This is a genomic window from Donghicola sp. XS_ASV15 (genome assembly GCF_041224595.1).
GTDB lineage: Bacteria > Pseudomonadota > Alphaproteobacteria > Rhodobacterales > Rhodobacteraceae > Donghicola.
Genome location: NZ_JBGFGN010000162.1, coordinates 14,853 through 27,927, shown reverse-complemented (window position 1 = coordinate 27,927; position 13,075 = coordinate 14,853). Strand labels below are relative to the sequence as shown.

Here is a 13,075-nt window from a genome sequence, read left to right as displayed (position 1 = left end):
GATCAGTGCCCCAGGATCTGGCTGAGGAACAGCTTGGTCCGCTCGCTCTTGGGGTTGTTAAAGAACTCTTCAGGCTCGTTCTGTTCGACGATCTGACCTTGGTCCATAAAGATCACGCGGTTCGCCACCTGACGGGCAAAGCCCATCTCGTGGGTCACGCAGAGCATGGTCATGCCCTCTTCGGCCAGTTCGACCATGGTATCCAGAACCTCTTTGATCATCTCGGGATCAAGCGCAGACGTCGGTTCATCGAACAGCATGATGCGCGGCTTCATGCAGAGCGAACGGGCAATCGCCACACGCTGCTGCTGGCCGCCCGACAGCTGACCGGGGTACTTGTTGGCCTGATCAGGGATCTTCACCTTCTCAAGGAAGTGCATCGCTGTCTCTTCGGCTTGCTTCTTGGGGATCTTGCGAACCCAGATCGGCGCCAGAGTGCAGTTCTCAAGAATGGTCAAGTGCGGGAAGAGGTTGAAGTGCTGAAAGCACATGCCAACTTCGGACCGGATCGCATCAATGTTCTTCAGGTCAGAGGTCAGGTGAACACCGTCCACCACGATCTTGCCAGCCTGATGCTCTTCCAGAGCGTTGATGCAGCGGATCAGCGTCGATTTACCAGAGCCCGACGGGCCCGCGATAACGATACGCTCACCGCGGTAGACGCTCAGATCAATGTCCCGCAGAACGTGGAACTGACCGTACCATTTGTTCATCTTCTCGATCGAGATCGCGATCTCGTCGGAGACTTTCATTTGTGTGGTGTCAACCATAGTAGGGCACCTTTCTTAACGATGATCCGTGCGGAGCTGACGCTCCAGCCACTGGGAATATTGGGAAATGCTGTAGCAGGTGACAAAGAACAGAAGCGCGGCGAAGCCATACAGCTCCCAATACACGCCGTTCCATTCGGTCGAGGCCAAGATCGGGCCACGGATCATACCTACCAGATCGAACATCGAGATCACCGACACCAGCGTGGTGTCTTTGAACAGGCCAACGGCCACGTTAACGATACCTGGGATCGAAATCTTCAACGCTTGGGGCAGGATGATTAGGCGCATGGCCTGCGCATAGTCCAGACCAAGGCTGTCTGCGGCTTCGTACTGGCCCTTGGGCAGCGCAGCCAGACCACCACGGATCACCTCGGCGATATAGGCCGACGAGAACATGGTGATCATGATGATCACACGTAGGATCAGGTCCATGTTGGTTTCCGGCGGGAAGAAGTAGGCCAGAACTACGCTTGCCACGAACAGCAGGGTAATCAGAGGCACACCGCGAATGAACTCGATGAAGACCACGCTGATGCCCTTGATGATGGGCATGTGCGACTGACGCCCCAGCGCCAGCATGATGCCAATGGGCAGCGACAGCGAGATACAGACGACACCCAGCATCATGTTCAGCATAAAGCCACCCATGTCGCGGCTGGCGACAGGCTCTAGCACCATAATGCCATCGACCGCGGGCGTGATCGCTCCGCCGATTTTCCAGACGACAACCGCAGCAATTAGACCCGCAACAAGCCCAAGGACAAAGCCGAAACGCTCTGCCTTGGTGAAGACGAGGTAACCGACAACCACACCGATCAGCACGAAAACCGAAGTCATGATGGTCCCACCCCACAGCAGCCAGTAAGCGACAAAGGGGAAGAGCCCGGTGATGATCAGCATCGCGCGCGGCAGTGCCACGAACAGCACTGGTGCTGCGGCGACCAGCATCAGCACAAACGCCAAGGTCGGGCGCCAGTATTGTTCGGACGGATAAGCAATGCCGAACAAGAGCTGCTGCCAGCGCTCGGTCAAGACCGAGAAACAGGCCCCGCGTGCGCCGTCCAGGATTTCACGACATTGCGCCAGCGAGCTAGTGTCCCAGATCCCGTTCAGGAACCACGGACCAGCCGAGAAAATCAGACGCACAATGACGTAGAGCGCCACGATGGTCAGCACGCTGTTCACCCAGTTCGAAAACAGGTTCGAGCGCGCCCATTTAACGATGCCCTTCTCTTTGATGGGCGGTTCTTGTTGCGCAAGCATTTCAGTGCGCACGAAGGCGAGGTGGGAATGCATATCGCTCATCTCAACGCTCCTTCAGCTTAACGCGGTTGTTGTAGGTGTTCATCACGGCCGAAATCCCGAGACTGATGATCAGGTAGAACAGCATCAGCAGTAGAACACATTCGATCGCGCGACCCGTCTGGTTCAGGGTGATGCCCCCCAGAGTGCCGGTCAGATCCATGTAGCCCACAGCAATCGCGAGCGAGCTGTTCTTGGTCAGGTTCAGGAACTGCGAGATCACCGGCGGGATGATGACGCGCAGAGCTTGGGGCAGGACAACCAGGCTCATGATGCGGCCCGGGCGCAAACCCAGCGACGCAGCAGCCTCGGTCTGACCACGGTTGATCGCCTGAATGCCCGCGCGGACGTTCTCTGCGATAAAGGCGCCGGTATACACCGACAAAGCCAGCCAGAGCGCAATCAGCGGGCGCTGCATCGCAATGCCGCCAGAGAAGTTGAAGCCCCCCAATTCAGGTATTTCGACACCAATGGGACGGCCCATGATGAAATACACAAGAATCGCGGGAACGAACAGGATGGCCAGCGTCGGCCAGCCCATGGGCAGCAGCTTACCCGTCGAGAACAGCAACTTTTTGGCGTAGGCGCGATAGGCAAAGGCACCGATGACTGACAGCACAAAGACTGTCACTACAACCCACGACCCTTCGAGCCAAAGCGGCTTGGGAACGTAAATGCCACGGTTGGTAAAGGCGATGATCCCGAGGAACATCTCGGCATCCGGCGTCTCTCCGCGATAGGCGCGGGGCGCAGGCATTACTGTCACGATGGTCGAGATGATCAGAATCCAAATCAGAACGGGGACGTTCCGGAAGGCTTCGACGTAAACCGACATCAGTTTTGCAACGAGCCAGTTTTTGGACAGACGACCCACGCCGGCGAATACGCCGAGGATGGTCGCGGTAATACAGCCCAAGAAAGCCACGAGCAGGGTGTTCAAAACACCAACGATCGAGGCCCGCAAATGCGAGTCTTGGTTATTATATTCGATCAGAGACTGGTTGATATCGTATCCAGCAGGCTGACCCAGAAACCCGTAGGAGATACTCAGACCAGCCACACGCAGGTTGGTGATCAGGTTCATCGTCAAGTAGCCGAGACCGAACAGCAGCAGCACAAGCGCTATGAACTGAAAGGTATACGACCGGTAACGCGTATCATGGATCAGCTGGGACAGCTGGAACGACTCTTTCGGAGGGTCGGTATATGCCGTCATATTTGCTTCCCGGAAGGTAACAGAAGGTGGTTGCGAGGGCCGCAGCCTTCACATGTCCTGTCGTGTTTTGATTATCGTTATGGGGGTATAGAAGAAGGGGCGCGGATCAACCGCGCCCCGTAACCGTCTAGTCGGTCTTAGCGGAAGGGCGGTGCGTAGAGCAGGCCACCATCAGTCCACTGAGCGTTCAGGCCACGTGCCAAGCCAACGGGGGTCTCTTCACCGATGTTCTTGGCAAAGATTTCACCGTAGTTGCCGCCAGCTGCGATTGCGCGCTTGGCCCACTCGGCGTCCAGGCCGATCATCGCACCCAGTTCACCTTCGGTGCCCAGGATACGGTTGATTTCGGGGTTGTTGGTGCCAGCCGACATCTCTTCGATGTTTGCCGAGGTGATGCCGTACTCTTCGGCCGCGATCAGCGCCATCAGGGTCCAGCTTGCGATATCACCCCAGTCGTTGTCGCCGTGGCGGACAAGCGGGCCCAGAGGCTCTTTGGAGATGATTTCGGGCAGGATCACGTGATCACCGGGGTTTTCGAACGCGGCGCGAGTCGCGGCCAGGCCCGAAGCGTCGGTGGTGTACACGTCACACGCGCCTTCGAGGTACAGAGGCTGTGCTTCTGCGTTAGTCTCGATCGGAACGGGGGTGTATTCGATGTTGTTGGTGCGGAAGAAGTCCGCCAGGTTCAGCTCGGTTGTGGTACCGGTCTGAATGCAGACAGTCGCGCCGTCCAGTTCCTTGGCCGAGGTGACACCCAGCGCCTTGGGAACCATGAAGCCCTGACCGTCGTAGTAGTTCACACCGACGAAATCGAACTTCAGGTCTGTGTCGCGCGAGAAGGTCCAAGTGGTGTTACGTGCCAGCAGGTCGATTTCACCCGACGCAAGCGCGGTGAAACGGGTCTTACCTGTGGTGGGTACGAATTCAACAGCGGTGGGGTCACCCAGCACTGCAGCTGCAACTGCGCGGCAAACAGAGACGTCAAAGCCCTGCCATTCGCCGTTCGCATCGGGTGCTGCAAAGCCTACGAGACCGGTGGTCACGCCACAGTTCAGCGTGCCACGCGCCTTGACATCATCAAGGGTAGCTGCGGCTGCTGCGCCTGCGGTCAGACCAGCGACGGTCAGAGCACCCAGAAACACGGATTTTTTCATTTTTACCTCTTCCTGATTGCCCGCTGTTGATCAGCGGTTCTAGTGGGCCATCCCAGCCCATCGGTAAGTACCGGGTCATTTTTGACCCGATGAACAAAGAGTGGCCGAGATCATCAGGAATCGTCAAGGGCGCAATCACGAAATCCCATGGGCTTTCGCACATTCCTTGATCAATTGCCCGACAGGGACACTTTTGTTTCGTTTGCCTTACACCATACGAAATAGTTTTTCAGCGCGCAGGAATTCTTCGCGCTTCTGTGCCGCAAGGGCATCTGCTTCTTCGTCGCGGCCCCACTGCTGAATCTGCCATTCTTCGTCGATGCGCGACATATCCCATGCCGTTTCAGAATCAACCCGGCCCTTGGCCACCGCCAAGCCCAGAACCAAGGACCCTGACATAGCCACCAGATCATGTAGCGCAGACAACTGAAACGGGCTCATTTCATCTACATGTGCGAAAAGCGTCTTAAGCGCTGCCTCGGGTTGGCTGCCAAACATGACCCCCGAATGCACGGTCAACTCAGCAGAAAGCTCATTTTTTGACCATTCGAGTAGCGGATCCCACGATGCCGCCTGCCGTTCGATCAATTCGTAAGGTTGTTCTGCCCGATAACATAGCAGATCGGTTTCGCCGTAGGCCGCAATGATCTCGACCACGGCATCGCGCTGGGTTGCTACGCGGTCAATAGCGGCGTTGGCGCAACGCGTAAACGGCATGGTCAGGGGCTGGATCACCTCTTCCTGAGCGTTCCATTCTGCGGCGATTTCGCGGGCCAATTCTTCGGTCGGCACGACCAGAGCGATCTTGGCAGGTGTCTTGACCGGCCGGCCGTCCAAGCGGATCGTCCAGCCGCCTTCGGTGGCCTCGTGGGTGGTTTCTTTCCAGAAGCGTTTGGCTTTCCACTCGCTCATCAGTCTCTCCAGATCGTTTTCAGCGCGGCAGGCAGATCGCTCATTTGCGTCAGGGTCACATCGGCGCCCAAACGGTCAGGGCTATGATAGCCCCAACTGACTCCGATGGTCCCGATGCCTGCGGCCCGCGCCATATCCATGTCAAAGGTCGTGTCCCCCACCATCACCGCATTCTCGGGCTCAACGCCTGTTTCGGACAGAGCCGCGTGGATCATCGCCGGATGGGGTTTGGAGGGATGAAAGTCCGCGACCTGTTCGGTCACAAAGCGTCCGGTCAGTCCGTGGCTGTCGAGCAAAGCCGTTAGGCCGCGGCGCGATTTGCCCGTAGCGACACCCACCAGATATTCAGGGACATTGAACAGGTGCTCCAACGTGTCGCGCACGCCGGGATAAAAGGGGCTGGACGCCGCGCCCTTTTCAGCACGCAGGCGTTGGTAGGCGCTCTTGTAACCATCCACGATGACCGCGTGGGTCGCCGCAGAGGCATCTGGGGCCAGCACGGGAATCGCCTTTTCCAGCGACATGCCGACGATCGACAGGATCGCAGCGCGCTCTGGCACGGGCACATCACCCGCCGCAAAGCCTGCCGCCATGGACGCCAGAATATCAGCCTGACTGTCCACGAGCGTGCCGTCCACGTCAAAGATGATTAGACGCAGGGGGCCTAGGGTCATTCCAGATCCTCGAACGGATCCTCGGGAACATCGCGGATGTCCCAACCGACGTAATCCCACGTGCGAGACATGTGGTCGGGCAGTTCGGCCATCAGGCTCAGTCGCTTTCCAGTGGCAGGGTGCGTCAGGGTCAAAGACCGCGCATGCAGGTGCAATTTACGGCTGATCTCGCCGCCCAACTGCGCCCCCCAGCCGTCACCAAGGTTCTCTTGCCCCGAGCCACCATATTTGCCGTCCCCGATAATCGGATGGCCCATTTCGGCCATGTGTGCGCGCAACTGGTGGGTTCGGCCCGTCACTGGCACCAGAGCCACCCACGACGCCCGTTGACCCAGCGTGGTCATCACAGCGTAGTCGGTCAGAGCGCGCTTAGCGCCTTCGACGTTATCAATCTCTTTGGGGTGGACGCAGAGCATTTTTTCACCCTCACCGTCCTTGCCGTGGCCGGGGGCTTTGACCAGACCATAGCGGACCGAGCCCATCCGCGGGTGCGGCACGCCCGCGACAATGGCCCAGTAAATCTTGCGGGTTTCACGAGCGCGGAACGCACTGGTCAGGCCCGCCGCGATCTGACGCGTGCGCGCCATGATCAGAACACCAGAGGTATCCTTGTCCAGACGGTGCACCAGACGAGGCTTTTCCTCGTATCCGAACTTCAGCGCCTCGGCCAATCCATCCACGTGGCGGGTTTGCTTGCTGCCGCCTTGGACGGGCAGGCCGGCGGGCTTGTTCAAGGCAATGATGTGGTCGTCGCGGTAGATCACGCAGGACTGGATTAGGTCCGTGTCCTTGTCCGAAACCTTGGGCTTGGGCGCGCTGCTCACTTCGCCCGGTTTGGGCAGAGGCGGCACACGAACTTGTTGCCCCTCTTCCAGACGGGTCGCAGGCTTGACGCGGCCACCATCGACGCGGATCTCTCCCTTGCGGCACATCTTTTCGATGCGGCCCTGCGCAATATGGGGGAACCGACGCTTGAACCAACGATCCAGCCGCTGATCGCCCTCGCCCTTTTCGACCTGAACTGTTTGTACACCGCTCATGACACCATTCCCCGTGCAAATAGCAGCCCCATCGTCAGGGCAATGATCGACACCACAACTGTCACCAAGATATAGGATGCCGCCGGCAAGATTGCGCCGCGTTCAAACAACGTCACCGCATCCAGCGAAAAGGCCGAGAATGTGGTAAACCCGCCAAGCAAGCCGGTCATCAGAACCGGCGCAAACTTGTTGTAGCCTGTGTTTGCCAGCAGCACGACAAGCACGCCCATGGCAAAGCTACCGACCACGTTAGCCACCACCGTGCCCCATGGGAACCCAGGCCCCACCAGACGCATCACGCCCACATTCGTCAAATACCGGAGCGACGCCCCGATCGCGCCACCAAGGGCGACTTGAAGTACAGTTAGGATCATGGGCGCTGTCTTTCGCTTTGCCCCGCCGGAGTCAACCGCCCTGACGTTTCGCTCTGAGTTTTGCGAAGTAATCTTTACGCTTTTTCAGGTCGCGCTCAAAGCCGCGTTCTACAGGCTGGTAGAAATCGGGGCGTTCGACCCCGTCAGGAAAGTAATTTTGCCCTGAAAACCCGTCTTCGGCATCGTGGTCGTACTGGTAGCCGGCCCCGTATCCGATGTCCTCCATCAGGGATGTCGGGGCATTCAGAATGTGTTTCGGGGGTGGAGCACTGCCCGTGGACTTCGCCAGTTTGCGCGCAGCCTTATAAGCCACGTAGCTGGCGTTCGATTTCGGGGCCAGCGCCAGATAGGCCACAGCCTCGGCCAAGGCAAGCTCGCCCTCGGGACTGCCAAGGCGTTCGTACGCCTCCCATGCATGAAGGCAGATGGTCATGGCCTGAGGGTCGGCCAAGGCAATATCCTCGACCGCCATGCGGGTCAGGCGACGCGCCAGATAACGGGGGTCTTCGCCCCCCTCTAGCATCCGCGCAAACCAGTACATCGCCGCATCTGGATCGCTGCCGCGGATCGATTTGTGCAGCGCTGAAATCAGGTTGTAGTGCTGGTCGCCGGACTTGTCGTATTGGGTCGCCCGCCGCATCAGACGCTTGCCCATCTGCTCGGCGGTTAGGGGGGTATCGACCTTCCACGCAGCGACCTGTTCGATCAGGTTCAACATGGCGCGGCCGTCCCCGTCAGCCATGTCCATCAACTGTTGGCGGGCATCAGGATCAAGCGGCAGGTCCCGCCCCATTTCCTCTTCAGCGCGGGTGGAGAGCAGCTTCATACTGTCGACCTCGAGCCGCTCTAGCACCAACACCTGCGCTCGGCTCAGCACAGCGGCGTTCAGGGCGAAGCTGGGGTTTTCGGTGGTCGCGCCGACCAGCAAGATCGTCCCGTCCTCCATATGCGGCAAAAAGCTGTCCTGCTGCGCTTTGTTAAAGCGGTGGATTTCGTCAACGAACAGCAAGGTCCCCTGCCCTGCACGGCGGCGCATTTTCGCGGCCTCGAACACCTTTTTCAGATCGGCCACGCCACTGAAAATCGCACTGATCTGCACGAACTCCAGATCGGTTTCATCCGCCAGAAGGCGCGCAATCGTGGTCTTGCCCACCCCCGGCGGCCCCCACAGGATAAGCGAGCCCAAAGACCCCGCCGCCAGCATCGCGCCCAAAGGCCCATCCGGCCCCAGCAAATGGTCCTGCCCGATCACCTCGGACAGTTTCTGAGGGCGCAGGCGGTCGGCCAGCGGGCGATGGGCCTTTTCTTCGGCCAGTGGAGACGAGTCGAATAAATCCATGGGTCAGACCCTGAACCGGAAGGCCATACGGCGTCCAGCACGGAGCACCTCGATCACCCCAGAACGGGCAGCGTCCCGCAATGCCTCTTCCACTTCTGTGGACTGGGTGATCTGGGTGCCGTTGATCCCCAGCAAAATATCCCCAGTCTGCAAGCCAAGGCGCGGCGCAATCGGGCCTGCATCCATGATCACCACACCCGTGGCATCCAGCGGCAGCCCCATTTCAGAGATCACCGCAGGGTTGACGTTGGCGACCGTCATGCCCGCCAACACCACGCGCCGCGATAGGGTTGCCTCGTCCCGTGCAGGGCGGTCGGGCGGAGTGATCATGGCGACCTCGAACGTTTCGCGCGTGCCATCGCGCAAGCGGGTGACAGCGGCCTCTTGGCCAATGCCTGCAACCGACATGCGGAAAATCATCTCTTGAGGCGTATTCACGGGCTGCTCATCGACGGCGACCACGATGTCACCAGGCTCAAAACCGACGGCGGCAAAGGGACTTTCGCTGTGGATCGAGGACAGGATCACGCCTTCGGGGATGGACAGGCCAAGACCGCCCGCCATGTCGAAGTCGACAGCTTGGCCCGTGACGCCAGCCCAAGGGCGTTGAAACGACGTCTCCCCTGCCCGTGCCTGCTCGACAAACCGCGCGACAAGGTTCGCAGGGATCGCAAAACCAATGCCATTAGACCCGCCAGAACGCGTCAGGATTGAGGTGTTCACCCCGATCAAGTGCCCATTGATATCCACCAGCGCGCCGCCCGAATTGCCCGGGTTGATGGGTGCGTCGGTCTGCAGGAAGTAGCCCCGCCCCCCTTCGCCACCGACACCTGACCGCGCAAGGCCCGAGACGATCCCGCTGCTCACGGTTTGCCCGACGCCAAAGGGGTTGCCGATCGCCAACACCAGCTCTCCGACGGAAACATCATCACTGTCGCGCAAGTCCAGATGAGGCAAGCCCTCGGCTTCGTCAAGCTGCAGGATCGCGAGGTCGGACTCTTCGTCTGCCAGCAGGACTTGAGCGTTGAATTCCCGGCGGTCGCGCAGAACAACGCGGATCTCGGTCGCGTCGCCGACCACGTGGTAATTCGACACCACGATGCCATCCTCGGACAGGATCACCCCCGACCCCAGGCTATTGGAGACCCGCTGCCGCACCTGCCCCTGACCGCGAAAGATCGAGCCAAAGAAGGGATCGTTCATGAAGGGGCTGACGCGCTCTGACACGATCCGCTTGGCGTAGATATTCACCACCGCGGGCGCGGATTGCTCGACAACGGGCGTGAAGCCTATGGAAATCTCGGCCTGCGACGCGGGCACTTGCATCTGGGCCAGCGCGGGTTGGGTCAAGGGAAGAGCGAGAACGAGAGCGGCGAGAAGGGTCTTGCGCACTTGGGCACCTCTTAAGCTTGTCTGGCCCCTGATATGCGTAGCCACGCCCGATTGCGCAACCCATGCCCGCAAAAGCAAAGACCCCCGCCACTGGCGAGGGTCCTGCAATTCTTGGCGAAGCGCCGGAAGACTTAGTCTTCTACAGCAACTTCTTCGATGCGTGCTTTGTCAGCAGCGCCTTTGGCTGCGACGTCACGGTCGACGAATTCGATGATCGCCATGGGCGCCATGTCACCATAGCGGAAGCCGGCTTTCAGGATGCGAACGTAGCCACCCTGACGCTCTGCGTAGCGGGGGCCCAGAACTGCGAACAGTTTCTCGACGTACTGGTCCTGCTTCAGGCGCGAAGCTGCCTGACGGCGTGCGTGCAGGTCGCCGCGCTTTGCAAGGGTGATCATCTTTTCGATGATGGGGCGCAGTTCTTTGGCTTTGGGCAGAGTGGTCTTGATCTGCTCGTGCTCGATGAGCGAGCCAGCCATGTTTGCGAACAGCGCTTTACGGTGTTCGTGAGTACGGTTCAGGCGGCGGTAACCACGTGCGTGACGCATTTGAAGTCTCCTAAGATCTGGTTTTGCTTTGTCTGGCGATTGATGCGTGTCAACCGCGCTCCTTGGGGCGATTCTGCCCGAGTGTGCCGCCAATTACAGGTATGTTTCCCGTATGGCAAGCGTATGGCGGGCGTACATACGTAGCGCCCGCCATAAAACTGATTAGAACTGGTCTTCGAACTTCTTGGCCAGCTCTTCGATGTTGTCCGGCGGCCAGTCCTCGACGTCCATGCCAAGGTGCAGACCCATGCCCGACAGCACTTCTTTGATCTCGTTGAGAGACTTGCGGCCGAAGTTCGGTGTGCGCAGCATTTCTGCTTCGGTCTTCTGGATGAGATCGCCGATGTAGACGATGTTGTCGTTCTTGAGGCAGTTTGCCGAACGGACAGACAGTTCCAGCTCGTCCACTTTCTTGAGAAGAAGCGGGTTGAACTCGAGACCTTCGTCCTCGTCCTGACGGTTTGCCGACTCGGGCTCGTCGAAGTTGACGAAGATCGACAGCTGGTCCTGAACGATACGCGCTGCGTAAGCAACGGCATCTTCGGGCGTGATCGAACCGTCGGTTTCAATCTTCATGGTCAGCTTGTCGTAGTCCAGAACCTGGCCTTCACGAGTGGGCTGAACATCATAGCTGACGCGCTTGACCGGCGAGTAGATCGCGTCGATCGGGATCAGGCCGATGGGCGCATCTTCGGGACGGTTCTTGTCTGCTGCAACATAGCCTTTGCCGGTGTTGACGGTCAGTTCCATGAACAGATCGGCACCATCGTCGAGGTGGCAGATCACGTGATCACGGTTCAGAACTTCGATACCTGCAGTCTCTGCGATGTCACCTGCGGTGACGACGCCCGGGCCTTTGGCATTGATCGACAGGCGCTTGGGCCCTTCGACTTCCATTTTCAGAGACACGCCCTTGAGGTTCAGAACGATGTCGGTGACGTCTTCGCGTACACCGGTGACGCTCGAGAACTCGTGCAGAACGTTGTCAATCTGAACGCTGGTGATCGCTGCGCCTTGCAGCGACGACAGCAGAACGCGGCGCAGCGCGTTACCGAGCGTCAGACCAAAGCCACGCTCCAGAGGTTCGGCAACCACGGTCGCCTTGCGCGCGGGATCATTGCCCGGCTTTACCTCTAGCTGTGTCGGCTTGATCAGCTCGGCCCAATTCTTATGGATCATGCGGCCCTCCATTCTTGCCTAGTCCCCATGTCCAAAGGACCAGACTCCCGAGGTTTCAGATGGCGAAACGAAGGCCGCACAGTCTGCGCGGCCCTCGAAATAGTAATATAGATCAGACGCGACGACGCTTGGGCGGGCGGCAGCCGTTGTGGGCGATCGGGGTCACGTCACGGATCGAGGTGATGTTGAAGCCGATAGCCGCCAGAGCGCGCAGTGCGCTTTCACGACCAGAGCCGGGGCCCTGAACTTCAACTTCGAGCGATTTCATGCCGTGGTCCTGAGCCTTGCGGCCTGCATCTTCAGCAGCCATCTGAGCAGCATAGGGAGTCGACTTACGCGAACCCTTGAAGCCCATCGTGCCTGCCGACGACCATGCAATCGCGTTGCCCTGGACGTCCGAGATCAGGATCTTGGTGTTGTTGAACGAGCTGTTCACATGCGCAACGCCGGTGGCGATATTCTTGGAAACCTTGCGCTTGGTTTGACGCTTATCACGTGCCATTGGTCAGTGCTCCCCTTACTTCTTCTTACCAGCGATGGCCTTTGCGGGGCCTTTGCGGGTGCGAGCGTTGGTGTGGGTACGCTGACCGCGAACGGGCAGGTTACGGCGGTGACGGAGGCCACGGTAGCAGCCGAGGTCCATCAGGCGCTTGATGTTCATCTGAACTTCACGGCGCAGGTCACCTTCAACGGTGTAGTTTGCGTCGATGTGCTCGCGGATCGCCAGAACTTCGGCATCCGAAAGTTCATTGACGCGACGCGAACGTTCGATGTTCACAGCTTCACAGATAGCTTCGGCCGAAGTCGAACCGATGCCAGTGATGTAGGTGAGTGCGATCGGCACTCGCTTGTTGGTCGGGATGTTTACGCCGGCAATACGAGCCACGTTAATCTTCCTTTTCGTTGCGGTTCCGTAGCACCAGAACCTTTTTTCACAACGGAAGCCCGAGGCAGAATTGCCGCCGGGCGCACGCTGAATTCAATGTGCGGGAGGGAATCAGCCAAAGGCGCGATTCCCCATAGAGTGCGCGTAGTTAGGAAAGTTTTGAGGAAAGGTCAATAGCGCCACGGACCATTCTACTGCCGGCATGCATTTTCTCTGTTTTTGGTGAACAGCCATGCACACGGAGTAAATGATCAAACAGGTTGGGCCTATTGAGAAAGACCATACC

At 58.9% G+C, this 13,075-nt stretch carries 14 protein-coding genes; all 14 read right to left on the bottom strand.

The window, feature by feature from the left end; genetic code table 11:
* Positions 1-2: 2 nt before the first annotated feature.
* Positions 3-770, bottom strand: a complete 768-nt coding sequence (locus AB9K37_RS16505; RefSeq protein WP_072708007.1) for an amino acid ABC transporter ATP-binding protein — start codon at positions 768-770, stop codon at positions 3-5.
* A 15-nt stretch (positions 771-785) separates the two neighbouring features.
* Positions 786-2,078, bottom strand: coding sequence for an amino acid ABC transporter permease (locus AB9K37_RS16500; protein ID WP_369840784.1), 1,293 nt, complete (start codon positions 2,076-2,078; stop codon positions 786-788).
* Between the two features lies 1 nt (position 2,079).
* Positions 2,080-3,291, bottom strand: a complete 1,212-nt coding sequence (locus tag AB9K37_RS16495; RefSeq protein WP_293712482.1) for an amino acid ABC transporter permease — start codon at positions 3,289-3,291, stop codon at positions 2,080-2,082.
* Positions 3,292-3,428: 137 nt separating this feature from the next.
* The gene (locus tag AB9K37_RS16490; RefSeq protein ID WP_072708013.1) at positions 3,429-4,445 is read right to left on the bottom strand and encodes an amino acid ABC transporter substrate-binding protein; all 1,017 of its coding nucleotides are present in this window, start codon (positions 4,443-4,445) and stop codon (positions 3,429-3,431) included.
* Between the two features lie 207 nt (positions 4,446-4,652).
* The gene (locus AB9K37_RS16485; RefSeq protein ID WP_369840782.1) at positions 4,653-5,357 is read right to left on the bottom strand and encodes an ATP12 family chaperone protein; all 705 of its coding nucleotides are present in this window, start codon (positions 5,355-5,357) and stop codon (positions 4,653-4,655) included.
* On the bottom strand, positions 5,357-6,031 hold the full coding sequence (locus AB9K37_RS16480; RefSeq protein ID WP_369840780.1) for an HAD-IA family hydrolase: 675 nt from the start codon (positions 6,029-6,031) through the stop codon (positions 5,357-5,359). The genes AB9K37_RS16485 and AB9K37_RS16480 overlap by 1 nt, the downstream gene beginning before the upstream one ends.
* Positions 6,028-7,071, bottom strand: coding sequence for an RluA family pseudouridine synthase (locus AB9K37_RS16475; protein ID WP_293712470.1), 1,044 nt, complete (start codon positions 7,069-7,071; stop codon positions 6,028-6,030). The genes AB9K37_RS16480 and AB9K37_RS16475 overlap by 4 nt, the downstream gene beginning before the upstream one ends.
* Positions 7,068-7,445: a fluoride efflux transporter CrcB gene (gene crcB / locus AB9K37_RS16470; RefSeq protein ID WP_072708020.1), complete on the bottom strand. Its 378-nt coding sequence runs from the start codon at positions 7,443-7,445 to the stop codon at positions 7,068-7,070. The genes AB9K37_RS16475 and crcB overlap by 4 nt, the downstream gene beginning before the upstream one ends.
* Positions 7,446-7,476: 31 nt before the next feature.
* Entirely contained in the window at positions 7,477-8,784 is a 1,308-nt protein-coding gene (locus AB9K37_RS16465; protein WP_303967188.1) for a replication-associated recombination protein A, read from the bottom strand.
* Between the two features lie 3 nt (positions 8,785-8,787).
* Positions 8,788-10,110 carry a trypsin-like peptidase domain-containing protein gene (locus AB9K37_RS16460; RefSeq protein WP_369841456.1) on the bottom strand — a complete coding sequence of 441 codons (1,323 nt, stop codon included), beginning with the start codon at positions 10,108-10,110 and terminating at the stop codon, positions 8,788-8,790.
* Positions 10,111-10,307: 197 nt separating this feature from the next.
* Positions 10,308-10,724 (bottom strand): 50S ribosomal protein L17, encoded by a 417-nt coding sequence (gene rplQ, locus AB9K37_RS16455; protein ID WP_303967185.1) that lies wholly within the window; start codon positions 10,722-10,724, stop codon positions 10,308-10,310.
* 162 nt (positions 10,725-10,886) lie between these two features.
* On the bottom strand, positions 10,887-11,903 hold the full coding sequence (locus tag AB9K37_RS16450; RefSeq protein WP_092464100.1) for a DNA-directed RNA polymerase subunit alpha: 1,017 nt from the start codon (positions 11,901-11,903) through the stop codon (positions 10,887-10,889).
* Between the two features lie 112 nt (positions 11,904-12,015).
* Positions 12,016-12,405, bottom strand: coding sequence for a 30S ribosomal protein S11 (rpsK, locus tag AB9K37_RS16445; RefSeq protein WP_072708028.1), 390 nt, complete (start codon positions 12,403-12,405; stop codon positions 12,016-12,018).
* A 15-nt stretch (positions 12,406-12,420) separates the two neighbouring features.
* A complete protein-coding gene (rpsM, locus tag AB9K37_RS16440; RefSeq protein WP_293712457.1) occupies positions 12,421-12,789 on the bottom strand; it encodes a 30S ribosomal protein S13 in 369 nt (122 codons plus the stop codon).
* Positions 12,790-13,075: the final 286 nt, after the last annotated feature.